We start from the raw sequence: 14,626 nt of genomic DNA, 5'->3' as shown, positions 1-14,626 counted from the left end.
ACTGTTTAAGGCTTACTATAGGTTTGACGACAGTCTGAGGGGCATATGAAATTCATTCTCGGGGCCATCAAGTGGCTGTTCTTGGGCCTGCTTGGCCTGGTTGTCGTTCTGGCCGGCTGGCCCTGGATCGCGGTCCTTCAGGACAAGCTCAGCGAGGGCAGCGATGTCGCCTATCTCGAACGGAACGGGTTTTCGCTCGATCCATTGGCGGAGGCACCCGAATTCGCCTTCGACGACAGCTTCTACGATAACCGGCTGTTCCTGTTTGCCGAGATGCATGGCTATGGCGCGCCGCAGGATTTCGATTTCGCCCTGCTGCGTCATCTGAACGAGCGGGCAGGGGTGCGCTACTATCTTGCCGAACTGCCGCCCTCGGCGGCGTTTGCCTTCAACCACTATCTGGAAACCGGCGACGATGCGCAGGCACGACAGGTCTTCGACGATTTCGCCGCCCAGAAAGCCCAGTGGGGCAACAAGGAATTCTTCGCCAAGCTGGAGAAGATCAGGGCCCTGAACATGGCGCTGCCCGATGACCGGAAAATCTGGTTCATCGGCGTCGACTATCTCACCGAGACCGATTTCGCCGTCACGCAGGGCGACCTGCTGGCCGAGCAATTCGCCATGGCCGGTGAGGCGGGGTCATCATCGCGGCGCCTTGCCGTGATGGCGCTGCAGCAGGCCCTGCTGACCCAGACCATCGCGGCGAATGCACAGGGCGCCAGCCGGTATGGGGTCATTCTCGCCAATATCGAGACGGCCATGGCCAGTGACCTGCTGGCCGGTGAGAAGCTGTATGGCATGTGGGGGCTGTTTCACGGCATGGAAACAACCGTCAACGGATCTCGGCCCCTGGCGATGCGGCTGGCGGAATTGCCTGCCTTCCAGCCGGGCGTGGTCAGCCTGATGGCGCTTTATGCAGAGGGATCGTTAATGATGATGCCGTCGGCCTATCTGCCCGAACCGGCCCGCGGGCCGAACGGGGACGACTACGTGCTGCTGCCGGCAAACTACGACCAGACCTATCTGTACTATTTGCGCGGCATCCACCCGCTGAAAAAAGCCACCGGCGATGCGCCTGTAGGCGTTTTCAACCTCGATGGCGAGGGTACGCCCTATGCGCAAGGCGGCAAGCTGGTGCAGGCGCAAGGGATCATCACCATGATGACCGAGACCTTCGACATAGAGGGCAGCGCGAGCGAGGCGACCGATTACGCCGTCCTGTTTCAGGGGTCTGCGCCGCTGACACCGTGGGGCGGGACGGCCTATGATATTGCCGGGGCGCTTGAGCCGGCGCAGGCCGACTAACGCACCTTGATCGCTTCGCGTTCCGTGACGATCCAGTCAAGCGGCTGGTCGTGGCGGTCGACGGGGAATTTCTCCATCTCCTGATCGGCATAGGCATAGCCAACGGCAAGGACGTTCCGTTCACGGCGTAATTGATGTAGCGAGCGGTCGTAATAGCCACCGCCCATGCCGAGGCGCCCGCCATCGCGGCGGAAGGCCAGAAGCGGCACGATCAGCAGATCCGGATGGCACACCGGCGCCGCGGTGGAGGGCGCCATGATGCCGTACGGTCCTTTTTCGAGCGGCATTTCCGGCGTGTAGGTGCGGAAAATCAGCGGCTTGTTTGTATCGGTAACGACCGGCAGGCAGACGGTCTTGCCCTCCGCCTGCAACTCCTCGACCAGCGGCCAGGTATGAAGTTCAGTGCCCGCCGGATAATAGACGGCGATGCATTTGCGGGTGGCGAAGGGAACGGAAGCGATGAAATGGGCCGCGGCCTGGCGGGCGGCGTGGGGACGGCGGAGATGGGCATCCTCGCGCGCCTTCTTGGCGTTCAGGCGATAAATGTCCTTGCCGAACGGGTCCGGCAGAAAGTCAGTCAGCTTCGGCATTGGTCCCCGCTGAAATAAAGTGCCGCCCTGGCCGTTGGATTTGCGTTCGCCCTGGACCCGATGGACCAGGTGGGCGCCGCGTGCACCGGACCACGATCCGGGCAGAGGTAGCTCCCATTTGAGAATTTAAGGCCCCGGGGAAAGTATCCTGACGAGCCGGGCAGCGATCACGATATCTAGGCCGTTGTGGAGGGTTCTTCAAGCCTCTCCGCGATTTCATGTACGCGGTCTGTCACCGATTTAATGATCTCCGCCGCGCCCTTCTCGCTGGTAAGGCCGGATTCATCCTCCAGATCGCGGATCAGGAGCTGCGCTTCCTTCAACTCGTCGCAGACCGTCAGCCCGGCGAGGAGCATCAGGCGGGAGTCGGCGATATTGCCGATCTGGGCGGCGAGGCGGCTGACATGGCCGTCAAAATAATTGGCGAGTTCCTTCAGCCGCTCTTCCTGGCCATCATCGCAGGTGACATTGTAGTTCTGGCCATTGATCGCGATCGTCACCTGTCCCATTACGCATCCTCTTCGGGGTCACTGTTACTGTTACTGGAATCATCGGGGGCCTCGACCTGCTCGCTCTCGTCCTCGTCCAGAAGCGAGCGCAGGTCGTCGATGACCGAGGCTAGGTCAAGCGCTGCCTTGCCGGCATATTTCTGGGCGGAGCCCGCTTGATCGCGCATGTTGGACAGGGTTTCGGTCTGGTCGGCGAGGGTCAGTGAGCGCCGCTCCACCCGGGCGCTCAGATCATCGAGCGCCACTTTCAGATCGCGAACCGAACTTTCCAGTGTGGCCATGGGGTAAACCTCTTGTTTTCAGTGACCTTATCTGCCCGGTACGGCTTCTGTCCAGCATTGAACTCTGACACCGCTAACAATCGATTTCTGACCGGTTTAGCGCTAACATCAGGGTTGAAAATTCGCCCGGTCGGGTGCAAGAGAAGCGGCATCAGATAAGCCCGCCACATAGAGAGGGGACCCATCCGTGACCGATTTTTCTCCCGAACTGCAAAAACGCATGTCCGCCGCCATCGCCACCCTGTCGATGGATGCCGTCGAACAGGCCAATTCCGGTCACCCGGGCATGCCGATGGGCATGGCGGATGTCGCAACGACACTGTTCACCCGCTTCCTGAAATTCGACGCGTCCGCCCCGAACTGGCCGGACCGCGACCGCTTCGTCCTGTCCGCCGGCCATGGCTCGATGCTGATCTACTCGCTCAGCTATCTCAACGGCTATCAAGGCATGACCATCGATGACCTCAAGAATTTCCGGCAGCTGGGCTCGAAGACAGCCGGTCACCCGGAATACGGCCATGTACCGGGCGTGGAGACCACAACCGGTCCGCTCGGCCAGGGCTTCGGCAATGCGGTCGGCATGGCGATCGCCGAGGCGCATTGCCGCGCGCGCTATGGCGAGGATATCTGCAACCACTTCACCTACACGATCGCCGGCGATGGCTGCCTGATGGAAGGCATCAGCCAGGAAGCGCTGTCGCTCGCCGGTCACCTGAAGCTGAACAAGCTGATCGTGCTGTGGGACGACAACAACATCACCATCGACGGCGCCGTCTCCCTGGCCGACTCGACCGACCAGCTGAAGCGCTTCGAGGCGTCCGGCTGGGATGTCACCCGCGTCGATGGACACGACATGGAAGCGGTCGCCAAGGCCATCGAGGCCGCGCAGAAATCCGACACGCCGTCGCTGATCGCTTGCAAGACGGTCATCGGCAAGGGCGCCAACAAGAAGGCCGGCACCAAATCCGCCCATGGTGCCCCGCTGGGCGCCGAGGAAATCGCCTTCGCCCGCACCAGCCTCGACTGGACCCATGAGCCGTTCGACGTCCCGTCCGACGTGCTCGACGCCTGGCGCCAGACAGGCCAGAAGGGCGCTGCCGCCCGCGGCGAGTGGGATGCGCGCATGGCCAAATCCGACAAGGCTGCCGAATACAAGAAAGCGCTTTCCGGCGATGTGAAGGAAGACCTTCGCAACGCGATCTCGCAATACATCTCCGGCCTTATCGCCGACCCCAAGAAAGTTGCGACCCGCAAGGCGTCGGAAATGGCGCTGGAAGTGATCAACGAGGCAATCCCGTTCACCCTCGGCGGTTCCGCCGACCTGACCGGCTCGAACAATACCAAGACCTCGCAGACCGTGGCGCTGACGGCGGAAGACCCGACCGGTCGGTATATCCATTACGGCATTCGCGAGCATGGCATGGCCGCGATGATGAACGGCATGGCGCTGCATGGCGGGGTGATCCCGTATTCCGGCGGCTTCCTGATCTTTTCGGATTACTGCCGTCCGTCGCTGCGCCTCGCCGCGCTGATGGGCATCCGGGTCATCCATGTGCTGACCCATGATTCCATCGGCCTTGGTGAAGACGGCCCGACCCACCAGCCGGTCGAACACATGTCCGCGCTGCGGGCGATCCCGAACTTCTACATGTTCCGGCCGTGCGACGTGGTCGAAACGGCAGAGTGCTGGGAAGTGGCGCTGAACATGACCGACAAGCCGAGCGGCATCGCGCTGACGCGCCAGAACCTGACCCAGCTGCGCACCGAAATGGCTGAAGGCAATCCGTGCGAGAAGGGCGGCTATATCCTCTCCGGCGGCAAGAAGCGCGACGTGACACTGATCGCATCCGGCTCTGAGGTCGAACTGGCGATGGAAGCCAAGACAGAGCTGGAAAAGGATGGCGTCACGGCCGCCGTCGTCTCCGTGCCGTGCCTTGACCTGTTCATGGACCAGGATGACGCCTATATAGCGGATGTCTTGGGGGATGGTCCCCGCGTCGTTGCCGAGGCCGGCATCCAGCAGAGCTGGGACCGCATCATCTACACCGCGGGCAAGGGCAAGGGTGCCTTTGTCGGCATGACCGGCTTTGGCGCCAGCGGCAAGGGCGAGGAGCTGTTCGAGCATTTCGGCATCACCAGCGCCGCCATCGCCGCCAAGGCAAAAGAATTATTGTCATAAGGAGAGACAGAATGACCCTTCGTGTAGCCATCAATGGCTTCGGCCGTATCGGGCGCCTTGCGCTGCGTTCCATGATCGAGAACAAGCGCGACGGCATCGAAGTCGTCGCGATCAACGATCTCGGCCCTGTCGAGACCAACGCTCATTTGCTGCGCTATGATTCCGTGCACGGCATGTTCCCGGGCGAGGTCAGGACGACCGAGGACACGATCGACGCCGGTACCGGGCCGATCAAGGTCCTGTCCGAGCGCAACCCGGCCGACCTGCCCTGGGGCCAGATGGGCATCGACATTGTGTTCGAATGCACCGGCATCTTCACCGCCCGCGAAAAGGCGGCCCTGCACCTGGAAGCGGGTGCCAAGCGCGTGCTGGTTTCCGCCCCGGCATCCGGCGCCGACAAGACCATCGTCTATGGCGTCAACCACAACGTCCTGACCGAGACGGACATGATTGTCTCCAACGCGTCATGCACGACCAACTGCCTGGCGCCGATTGCCAAGGTGCTGCACGACACGGTCGGGATCGAACGCGGCTACATGACGACGATCCACTCCTATACCGGCGACCAGCCGACACTCGACACGATGCACAAGGATCTCTACCGCGCCCGCGCCGCCGGCCTGAACATGATTCCGACGTCGACCGGTGCCGCAAAGGCCGTCGGCCTCGTCCTGCCGGACCTCAATGGCAAGCTCGACGGTTCCTCGATCCGCGTCCCGACCCCGAACGTCTCGGTCGTCGACCTCGTCTGTACGCCGAAACGCGACACGACGGTCGAAGAGGTCAATGCCGCGATGAAGGAAGCCTCCGAAGGCGCGATGAAGGGCGTTCTCGGCTATACCGAGGCACCGCTGGTCTCGTCGGACTTTAACCACAACCCGCATTCCTCGACCTTCGCTGCGCCGCAGACGCAGATCCTGGAAGGCAAGCTCATCCGTGTGCTGAGCTGGTACGACAATGAGTGGGGCTTCTCGACCCGCATGACCGATACCGCTCTTGCCATGGGCAAGTTCCTGTAAAAAACACCATGAAACGCTTCCTCCCCTTCATCCTTCTGGCCCTTGCCGCCTGTGGCGGAGGGGAGGAGCCGTCATATTCGCCGGATAGTGCAGAAGAATACCCGGTGGAGGACATCCCGGCGGATGTGCCGCCTAATGAAGGCGACGCGGTGCCAGACCCTGAAGCTGACCCCGGCGGCAACCCTGCTTCTGGCGGCGTCCGTCCGGCCGATGGCGTCTATCCGTTCCAGGGCCTGTGGGCGAGCGACTTCACCGACTGCTCGCTGGAACCAGGCACGTCCATGGACGCACCGGTCCTGATCGAGGGCCGCACCATCACCGGCCTCGAAAATTCCTGCTACATGTTCGAGCTGTCGGCCATCGACGATGAGATGAGCCGCTACGAGGCCGGCCTGCGCTGCACCGGCGAGGGCGATCCCTATGAGGAGGTCGTCGAGATCGCGGTCGAAGGCGATACGCTGACCAAGACCTCCGCCCAGGGCACCGTTACATGGACGCGTTGTGCGATGGGACAACCGGGAGAATAATAGCTCGCCGTCAAACCGGCACCTTGCCGTTCCGCGTCTTCTCTGGTCCTATATTCCCAACCATAAAAAACGGGAGGATGGATCATGATCAGCCATTTCAGGACTCTGGCCGCTGCGGCCGCTTTTTTCAGCCCCTTGCTGACACCGGTATCGGCGCAGGAAGACTTGCGCGCGGGCAGGAGCTTCCTTGAGACGGAAGTCTATTCCGACGCCGAGGACCGTGAAATCCTGGCCGCATTTGAGGGGCTGCGCGTTGCCGATGTCTCCGACGGCATGGACTTCGTCGGCCTGTTCGATACCGGGCTGGTGGATCCGGAAATCCACGCCCTTTGGAAGGACACGGAGACCTTCAAGCATCGCTTCATCGGCATTGCCGTCACCGCCCGCTATGTGCCAACGCAAAAGCCGCTGCCGCAGCAGGGGCTGTCCTATGACGACTACCGCGCGTGGGAAGGCAATTGGTACAATGAATATTCCTCCGAACCCTTCGCCGAACTGATCCGCGAAGGCACTGCGCTGATCCTCGACGAAGCGCCGGACGCTGATGTCGGCTCGATCGGGTCCTACAATATCATGGCATGGCAGGAGGCCGGCGCCGTCGGTGTCGTCACCGATGCGACGGCCCGCGATACGGATGAAATCATTACCCAGGAAGTGCCGCTCTATCTGCGCAAGCCGGGCCGTGGTATCCGTCCGGGCCGCAACGAGATCGAATCCGTCAATATGCCTGTCGTGGTCGGTGGTGTGCTGGTCTATCCGGGCGATGTCATCGTCGCCGATGGCGACGGGGTGATCGTCGTGCCCCGTGCCGTGGCGCTCGACGTTGCCGGCTTCGCGCACAAGATCCTCGACTCCGACAAGGCCGGACGCCGCGATCTCTATGAGCGCATGGGACGTGATCTTGATCCGTCTGTCGAATAGGACGCAACATTCTTTCACCGGGATTGTTACCAAGGGCAGGGAGGGCCGCTGATCCCCTTAACGGGGGGTGCAACGGCCCTTTTATTCCGCCGCTGCCCGGTCTACATCATGGGCAACGTAACCCAACACCAGACCGGAGACGCGATCATGAGCTACAGGACCATCAGTGATTTCAAGGAACTAGCAGGCAAGCGCGTCCTCGTTCGGGTCGATTTCAACGTGCCGATGAACGACAAGGGCGAGATTACCGACGTCACCCGGATCGAGCGGGCGCTGCCGACGATCCGTGCCCTGATCGACCGCAGCGCCAAGGTCATCCTCTTGTCCCATTTCGGCCGTCCCAAGGGCGAGCGGGTCCAGTCGATGTCGCTGGAGCCGGTCGCCAAGAGACTGGAAGAGATCATGCGCGAGCGCGTCTATTTCGGTGCCGATTGCATCGGCAATCAAGCAAAGGCTGCCGTATCGGCTGCCGGATCGGGCGATATCGTTGTTCTGGAAAATACCCGCTTCCACAAGGGCGAAGAAGAGAATGACCCTGACTTCGCCAAGGCGCTTGCAGCCAATGGTGACCTTTACGTCAACGATGCTTTTTCCGCCGCGCACCGCGCCCATGCTTCGACAGAGGGGCTGGCGCATATCCTGCCCTCGGCTGCCGGCAAGGCGATGGAACGCGAACTCGATTACCTGACACAGGCGCTCGCAGATCCGAAACAGCCGATGATGGCCGTTGTCGGCGGTGCGAAGGTTTCCTCCAAACTCGACGTGCTGACCAATCTGATCGAAAAGGCGCAATATCTCGTTGTCGGGGGTGGCATGGCCAACACCTTCCTGCTCGCCATGGGCATGGATGTCGGCAAGTCTCTGGCGGAGCCGGACCTTGTCGGCACCGCGAATGAGATCATGGCGAAAGCCAGCGGTGCCGGCTGCCAGATCATCCTGCCGAAGGATGTCGTCGTCGCCAAGGAATTCAAGGCGGGCGCGAAATCCGAGGTCAAGGCCGCCGACAATGTCGCGGCTGACGAGATGGTGCTCGATCTTGGCCCCGACAGTGTCGATCATATCGCCGAGCTGCTCGAAAGCTGCCGGACGCTGGTGTGGAACGGGCCGCTCGGCGCGTTCGAGACGGAGCCTTTCCATGTCGCGACGGTCGAGGCTTCCAGATTTGCCGCGAAACTGGCCAGGGAAGGCAAACTTGTCGCCGTCGCCGGGGGCGGGGACACGGTCTCCGCGCTCAACATGGCAGGCGTCGTCGACGACTTCACCTATGTCTCGACCGCCGGCGGTGCCTTCCTGGAGTGGATGGAGGGCAAGGTACTACCAGGCGTGAAGGCGCTGGAGGTTTGAGCGCGCGCCGGGCTCCCCGACATTCCGTAGGCCACTGATATCAGAATAGCGCTAACATTGATCATTGTAGCGCTAACAACGAAATTTCTGCAGCCCGCACTATGGTGCACTGCACGCTCCTTGCCTATGAGGGTTTGTAAGCGGCCACGTCCTCACCGGCGAAAAGAGCTGCCCGGACCCGATAACTGGAGAGAGCGTATGGAGACGATCCTGCCCTGTGGCGCCCGGTGCGCCCTGCACGCGGTTGCGTGTCAACTTTCGACCAAGAAATCTGTATGCGGAGGCTGCCATGAACAAGATTGACATGGCGGCCCAGATGGCCGGCAAAGCCGGCTTCATTGCCGCGCTCGATCAGTCCGGCGGCTCGACGCCGAAAGCGCTGAAGGGCTATGGCCTCGACGAGACCGCCTGGAGCAATGACGAGGACATGTTTGCGCTGATGCACGAGATGCGGGCGCGGATCATCAAGTCGCCCGCCTTTACCGGCGAAAAGGTCATCGGCGCGATCCTGTTCGAAAGGACGATGGATGGCGAGATCGACGGCACGCCGAGTGCGCAGTATCTGTGGGAACAATGCGGCGTCGTGCCGTTTCTCAAGGTCGACAAGGGGCTGGAAGAGGCAAGGGACGGCGTCAAGCTGATGAAGCCCATCGGCGGACTCGATGCCCTGTGCGAGCGAGCGGTCGCCAAGGGCATTTTCGGCACCAAGATGCGCTCTGTTATCGACGTGGCGAACCGGGATGGCATTGCCGCTATCGTCGCCCAGCAATTCGAGGTTGGTGAGCAGATACGCCGCCACGGCCTGATGCCGATACTGGAGCCGGAGGTGACGATCACCATTGCCGACAAGGCGGACGCGGAAGACATTCTTCTCGAAGAGATATCAAACCATCTCAACAAGTTACCTGAAAACACTCAGGTGATGCTGAAGCTCTCGCTGCCGACAAGGGCCAACCACTACCGTCCGCTGATCGAGCATGAGAAGGTCATGCGGGTCGTTGCCCTGTCCGGCGGTTATGCCCGTGACGAGGCGAACGGGAAGCTGGCGCAGAATGCCGGCATGATCGCGTCTTTTTCCAGGGGGCTGACCGAGGGCCTGTCTGCGCAGCAATCGGACGAGGAGTTCAACGCGACACTCACGGCGGCGATTGACTCCATCTGTGAAGCCTCCAAGGCTGGCTGAGTGCTGACAACGAGGACCTGATGCTGATCCAGATAGACCGTGACCTGATCCTCTGGCCGGTGGCGGTCCATCTGGCACTGATCGTCTTTCTCTATGCCTGGCTCTCGCTGGTGCGAAAGCATCAGCGCGAGGGCCGCGACGTCAGGGCACTGGAGGCGCGGGTCAGCGCCACCCTTTCCAACCAGTTCGAGGCGCCTGTGCTGTTCTACGCGCTCGTCGCGATGGTGTGGGCGGGAGAGATGGTCAACAGCCTTTATTTTATCCTGGCGTGGGTCTTCATCGTCGGGCGGCTCTGGCACTTTTATGTCGCGACCTTGTCGGCGGACATCATCCGCCGCGGACTGGTCTTCACCATCAACTTCCTCGCCATTTTCGCGATGTGGGCCCTGTTCCTGTTCCAGCGTCTGATCTTGTCCTGAGGATAGACTCCCGTTCTGTGGGGTAACCCTTGCGCCGAGCGGCGATTGCGCCTTAATCAGCGCCATGACCGACTGTCAGCTCTATCTGATCACGCCACCGGCAATCGACAACCTCGATGGCTTTGCGCACCTCTATGCCGATGTTCTCACTGCCGGGGCCGATACGCCTGCGCAGGTTGCGTGCCTGCAATTGCGGCTCAAGGATGTGACGGAAGAGACGATCCTGCGCGCTGCAGAGGCGCTGCTGCCGCTGTGCCGGCGATTCGATGTGGCGCTGCTGATCAACGATCATCCGCACCTTGCGAGAAAGGCCGGCGCCGATGGCGTTCATATCGGCCAGAGCGACACGCCCTATGACGAAGCGCGGAAAATTCTGGGGCCCGACGCCAGCATCGGTGTGACCTGTCACAACTCGACCCATCTGGCGATGGAGGCCGGCGAGGCCGGGGCTGACTATGTCGCCTTTGGCGCCTTCTATCCGACGGAGACGAAGGACGTCGTGCACAGGGCCGATCCGGATATCCTCGATTTCTGGTCGAGGGCGACGACCGTACCCTGCGTCGCGATAGGCGGCATCACGCCGGACAATGCCGCGCCGCTGATCGAGGCTGGTGCGGATTTCATTGCCGTTTCCAGCGCGCTCTGGAATGCGTCCGATGGTCCGGTGGCGGCGATGGGCCGGTTCGCTGCGGTGCTGGGGCCAAGACCCTGACGGGGCGTTAGCGACCCGTTAACGCTTGAGGCATTGAGTGCCACTGTTTGGCTATTCTTTTGCCCCTGAATCATGAGCATGTGCAGCGGATATGCGTAAAAGCCTGATCTTTGTGGCCCTGCTGCCGTTCAGCCTCACCCTCGCGGTTCCTGCCGCGGGCGCCGTGCAGGCTGTTCCGGCGCAAGGTGCCGCACAGGCCAATTCCCTGCGCCCGGCGCTCGAGGCGTATCGTGCCAAAAACTACGAAGAGGCCCGCAGGCTCGCGGCGCCACTCGTTGCCATGGACGATCCGGACGCGCAATTCCTGATGGCGCAGCTGAACGAGAATGGCCTTGGCGGACCGCAGGATAAGCCTGCCGCCCGCACGCTCTATGTCAAATCAGCCATGGCCGGACACCCTTACGCGCAATATGCGCTGGGCGAGCTGGCCTTCAGGGGCGACGGCGTGCAACAGAACTACAACCGCGCCGCTGGCTGGTATGCCAAGGCGGCGGAGTCGGGTCACACCCTCGCCATGGTCAGGCTCGGCTATCTCTATTCCACCGGCCAGGGCGTGCCTGAAGACGCCAATCGTGCGGCCGAGCTGTTCGAACAGGCCGCCGACGCGGGCGAGCCCGCGGCGCAATATCATCTCGGTCTTGCCTACCTGACCGGCACGGGCAAGCCGCACAGCTATGCCCAGGCGGCAAACTGGTTCGAACAGGCCGCCGAGCAGGGCGATGCCGACAGTCAGTACAATCTCGCCCTGATCCTCGAAGCCGGGCTTGGTATCGAGAGCAATCCTGAACGCGCTGTCTATTGGCTCAAACAAGCAGCGGCGCAGGGCCTCCTGCCGGCCTATACCTCGCTCGGCCTGCTCGCCTATAACGGCAAGGGCATGCCGCAATCGTCCAAAGAGGCTGCCGACTGGTTCGAGAAGGCGGCCGAAGGCGGCGATGCGGAAGGGCAGTTTCTCTACGCTGTCGCGCTGGCCGAAGGAACAGGCCGGTCGCAGGACCTGACCAAGGCACTCGACTGGGCCGAGAAATCCGTCGCTTCCTCGGCAGGCGAGCCGCAGGAAGTGGTCGCCGAGCGTACCGGGCTGCGCGATCAGCTGGAGGAGATGCTGATCGCCCAGCGCACGGTTCGCCCTCAGCCCCGGAACGAACAAACGCTGCAGGCACCGCAGACCCTCGCTGCGCAAACACCTTCCGTCGAAACACCTGTCCGCGCCCAGCCGCAGGAAACCCGTGTCGCTTCCGTGGAGCCGGAAGAGGATGAGGACGCGGGAGAGGATGACAAGCCGAAGCGCCGCAAGCTGCGCGATTGATTGCCTGAAGTCCCTGCTTTTTGTAAAAGATCGCGCAAAGTGTTCGCCTTGTGTTCGAACTCCCCTATGCTGTCCAGATGAGTGAAATGATTCGAATTCTGGGCATCGACCCGGCGCTGCGCTCGGCCGGCTGGGGTGTGATCGAGGCCGATGCCGCCGGACGGCTCGCCTTCGTCGCGGCGGGGGAGATCAAGCCCGACGCCAAGCTCGACATGGGCGCGCGGCTTGCCTGCCTGCACGAGGCGCTGATGGCCGTGCTCGCCGAATTCCGCCCGGCGATGGCTGCGGTGGAGGAGACCTTCGTCAACGCCAATCCGCGCTCGGCCTTGCTGCTCGGACAGGCGCGCGGCGTCTGCCTGATGGCCCCGGCAAGCGCCGGTCTGCCGGTGGCGGAATATCCGGCCAATTCGATCAAGAAGGCGGTAACCGGCGTCGGCCATGCCGACAAGCGCCAGGTCCAGGCGATGATCCGGGTGCTGCTGCCCAAGGCCGGCAATCAGGGTTCGGACGCGGCCGACGCGCTCGCCGTCGCCATCTGCCATTCCCACCATGCTGGCGCAGCGCGCGTCGGCGCGCAGGCAAGGAGGTCGGCATGATCGGTCATCTAAAAGGTACTGTGCTGAGCGTCGCGACCGAGACGGCGATCATCGATGTCCATGGCGTCGGCTATGAGGTCAATGGCACGGCGCGGATGCTCGACCGGCTGCAGCCGGGCGAGGCGGCGAGCCTGTCGATCGACACGGTGGTGCGCGAGGATTTCATCCGGCTTTACGGGTTTGCGAACGAGGCCGAACGCCATTGTTTCCGCTTGTTGCAGACGGTCAGTGGCGTTGGCGCCAAGGCAGCGCTCGCGATCCTGCAGGTGCTCGACCCGGCGGGCCTGCTCGATGCGATCTCGGTCGGTGACGATGCCGCCATCGCGCGGGCGCAGGGCGTCGGCAAGAAGATCGCGACACGGATCGTCACCGAGCTTTCCGGTAAGGCGCCGGACCTGATGGCGGTGGTCGCGGGCAAGGCCGGTCTCGCCAAAGCGCTGGCGGGCAAGGGCGGCAAGGCGCCGGCGGATGTTGCCGATCCCGTTATGCCAGCCGCACCCACAGGCGCAAAGGCCGATGCGATCTCGGCGCTCGGCAATCTCGGCTATGATCCGACCGTGGCGCGTCAGGCGGTGACGCGGGCTGCCGCCGACAATCCGCAGGCGGATGTTCAGGCGCTGATCAAGGCCGCCCTGAAAGAGCTGGCTAGCGTATGAGTAGTACCGCGCCAGAAGACAGGATCATCGATGGCGAGCGCCGCCCGGAAGACGCCAGAGTGGACGCGGACGCAGCGCTGCGGCCCAAGCGCCTGTCGGACTTTGTCGGCCAGCGCCAGGCCAAGGACAATCTGTCGGTCTTCGTCGAGGCGGCGGCGCGGCGCGGCCAGGCGATGGACCACGTCCTGTTCCACGGGCCGCCCGGCCTCGGCAAGACGACGCTCGCCCATATCGTCGCCAACGAGCTGGGCGTGAATTTCCGTGCCACGTCGGGCCCGGTCATCACCAAGGCGGGCGACCTCGCCGCGCTGCTGACCAATCTTGAAGAAAAAGACGTGCTCTTCATCGATGAGATCCACCGGCTGAGCCCGGCGGTGGAGGAAGTGCTCTATCCGGCGATGGAGGATTTCGAGCTTGATCTCATGATCGGGGAGGGGCCGTCCGCCCGCTCGGTCAAGATCGACCTGCCGCGCTTCACCCTGATCGGCGCGACGACGCGCTCCGGGCTGTTGTCCAAGCCGCTGCTCGACCGCTTCGGCATTCCGGTGCGGCTTGATTTTTATGACGAGAACGAACTGACCCAGATCGTCACCCGCGGCGCCGGCAAGCTGGGCGCGGAGATGGCCGAGGGTGGCGCCCGGGAAATCGCCCGCCGCTCACGCGGCACGCCCCGCGTCGCCGGCCGCCTCTTGCGCCGGGTCTGCGATGTCGCACTGGTCGAGGATGCCGCCATCATCGACCGCGAGGTCGCCGACCGCGCCCTCACGCGCCTTGAAGTCGACACGCTCGGCCTCGACGTGCTCGACCGGCGCTATCTTCGTCTGATTGCAGAGCATTTCGGTGGCGGTCCGGTCGGGGTCGAGACCATCGCGGCGTCGCTGGCCGAGGCCCGCGATGCCGTGGAGGATGTCATCGAACCCTTCCTGCTGCAGCAGGGCCTGATCCAGCGCACCCCGCGCGGCCGCCTGCTCGCGCCCCGCGCATGGACCCATCTCGGCCTGCAGGCCCCGAACAATCCCGGTCAGGACCTGTTCGGGAAATAACAACCATTCTGGAATAACCGCCATTTGTGGTTT

At 62.8% G+C, this 14,626-nt stretch carries 16 protein-coding genes and 1 other RNA gene; 13 read left to right on the top strand and 4 right to left on the bottom strand.

Annotated elements, in window-relative coordinates; all coding sequences use genetic code 11:
* Positions 1-45: 45 nt before the first annotated feature.
* Entirely contained in the window at positions 46-1,305 is a 1,260-nt protein-coding gene (locus IEV88_RS08535) for a TraB/GumN family protein (protein ID WP_188158851.1), read from the top strand.
* Here IEV88_RS08535 and IEV88_RS08530 read toward each other — a convergent pair.
* The 4 genes from IEV88_RS08530 to IEV88_RS08515 form a co-directional block, all read right to left on the bottom strand.
* The gene (locus tag IEV88_RS08530) at positions 1,302-1,895 is read right to left on the bottom strand and encodes a 5-formyltetrahydrofolate cyclo-ligase (RefSeq protein WP_188158852.1); all 594 of its coding nucleotides are present in this window, start codon (positions 1,893-1,895) and stop codon (positions 1,302-1,304) included. The genes IEV88_RS08535 and IEV88_RS08530 overlap by 4 nt on opposite strands.
* Positions 1,896-1,910: 15 nt before the next feature.
* Positions 1,911-2,065, bottom strand: a non-coding RNA gene (gene ssrS / locus IEV88_RS08525) — 6S RNA.
* A gap of 6 nt (positions 2,066-2,071) precedes the next feature.
* A complete protein-coding gene (locus tag IEV88_RS08520; RefSeq protein ID WP_188158853.1) occupies positions 2,072-2,404 on the bottom strand; it encodes a cell division protein ZapA in 333 nt (110 codons plus the stop codon).
* Positions 2,404-2,685, bottom strand: coding sequence for a hypothetical protein (locus IEV88_RS08515; RefSeq protein WP_188158854.1), 282 nt, complete (start codon positions 2,683-2,685; stop codon positions 2,404-2,406). The genes IEV88_RS08520 and IEV88_RS08515 overlap by 1 nt, the downstream gene beginning before the upstream one ends.
* Before the next feature lie 220 nt (positions 2,686-2,905).
* Here IEV88_RS08515 and tkt point away from each other — a divergent pair, with 220 nt between their 5' ends.
* From tkt to ruvB, 12 genes are all read left to right on the top strand, one after another.
* On the top strand, positions 2,906-4,864 hold the full coding sequence (tkt, locus tag IEV88_RS08510) for a transketolase (RefSeq protein WP_188159237.1): 1,959 nt from the start codon (positions 2,906-2,908) through the stop codon (positions 4,862-4,864).
* An 11-nt stretch (positions 4,865-4,875) separates the two neighbouring features.
* Complete coding sequence (gene gap, locus IEV88_RS08505; RefSeq protein ID WP_188158855.1) at positions 4,876-5,883, top strand: type I glyceraldehyde-3-phosphate dehydrogenase; 1,008 nt, start codon at positions 4,876-4,878, stop codon at positions 5,881-5,883.
* 8 nt (positions 5,884-5,891) lie between these two features.
* Positions 5,892-6,410: a hypothetical protein gene (locus tag IEV88_RS08500; RefSeq protein WP_188158856.1), complete on the top strand. Its 519-nt coding sequence runs from the start codon at positions 5,892-5,894 to the stop codon at positions 6,408-6,410.
* 84 nt (positions 6,411-6,494) lie between these two features.
* Positions 6,495-7,331: an RraA family protein gene (locus IEV88_RS08495; RefSeq protein ID WP_188158857.1), complete on the top strand. Its 837-nt coding sequence runs from the start codon at positions 6,495-6,497 to the stop codon at positions 7,329-7,331.
* Positions 7,332-7,478: 147 nt separating this feature from the next.
* Positions 7,479-8,675, top strand: coding sequence for a phosphoglycerate kinase (locus IEV88_RS08490; RefSeq protein ID WP_188158858.1), 1,197 nt, complete (start codon positions 7,479-7,481; stop codon positions 8,673-8,675).
* A 289-nt stretch (positions 8,676-8,964) separates the two neighbouring features.
* Positions 8,965-9,858 carry a fructose bisphosphate aldolase gene (locus IEV88_RS08485; protein ID WP_188158859.1) on the top strand — a complete coding sequence of 298 codons (894 nt, stop codon included), beginning with the start codon at positions 8,965-8,967 and terminating at the stop codon, positions 9,856-9,858.
* 20 nt (positions 9,859-9,878) lie between these two features.
* Positions 9,879-10,277: an MAPEG family protein gene (locus tag IEV88_RS08480; protein WP_188158860.1), complete on the top strand. Its 399-nt coding sequence runs from the start codon at positions 9,879-9,881 to the stop codon at positions 10,275-10,277.
* Between the two features lie 64 nt (positions 10,278-10,341).
* Positions 10,342-10,989, top strand: a complete 648-nt coding sequence (gene thiE / locus IEV88_RS08475; RefSeq protein ID WP_188158861.1) for a thiamine phosphate synthase — start codon at positions 10,342-10,344, stop codon at positions 10,987-10,989.
* 91 nt (positions 10,990-11,080) lie between these two features.
* A complete protein-coding gene (locus IEV88_RS08470) occupies positions 11,081-12,298 on the top strand; it encodes a tetratricopeptide repeat protein (protein ID WP_188158862.1) in 1,218 nt (405 codons plus the stop codon).
* A gap of 77 nt (positions 12,299-12,375) precedes the next feature.
* Positions 12,376-12,894: a crossover junction endodeoxyribonuclease RuvC gene (ruvC, locus tag IEV88_RS08465; RefSeq protein ID WP_188158863.1), complete on the top strand. Its 519-nt coding sequence runs from the start codon at positions 12,376-12,378 to the stop codon at positions 12,892-12,894.
* On the top strand, positions 12,891-13,550 hold the full coding sequence (gene ruvA, locus IEV88_RS08460) for a Holliday junction branch migration protein RuvA (RefSeq protein WP_188158864.1): 660 nt from the start codon (positions 12,891-12,893) through the stop codon (positions 13,548-13,550). Before ruvC ends, ruvA begins: the two co-directional genes overlap by 4 nt.
* Positions 13,547-14,593, top strand: a complete 1,047-nt coding sequence (gene ruvB, locus IEV88_RS08455; protein ID WP_188158865.1) for a Holliday junction branch migration DNA helicase RuvB — start codon at positions 13,547-13,549, stop codon at positions 14,591-14,593. Before ruvA ends, ruvB begins: the two co-directional genes overlap by 4 nt.
* The last annotated feature ends 33 nt before the right edge of the window (positions 14,594-14,626 follow it).

Origin of the sequence: Aquisalinus flavus, assembly GCF_014640095.1 — a bacterium.
GTDB lineage: Bacteria > Pseudomonadota > Alphaproteobacteria > Caulobacterales > Parvularculaceae > Aquisalinus > Aquisalinus flavus.
Note: the sequence above shows the minus strand (reverse complement) of the source record. Positions and strands in the feature narration are given on the sequence as shown.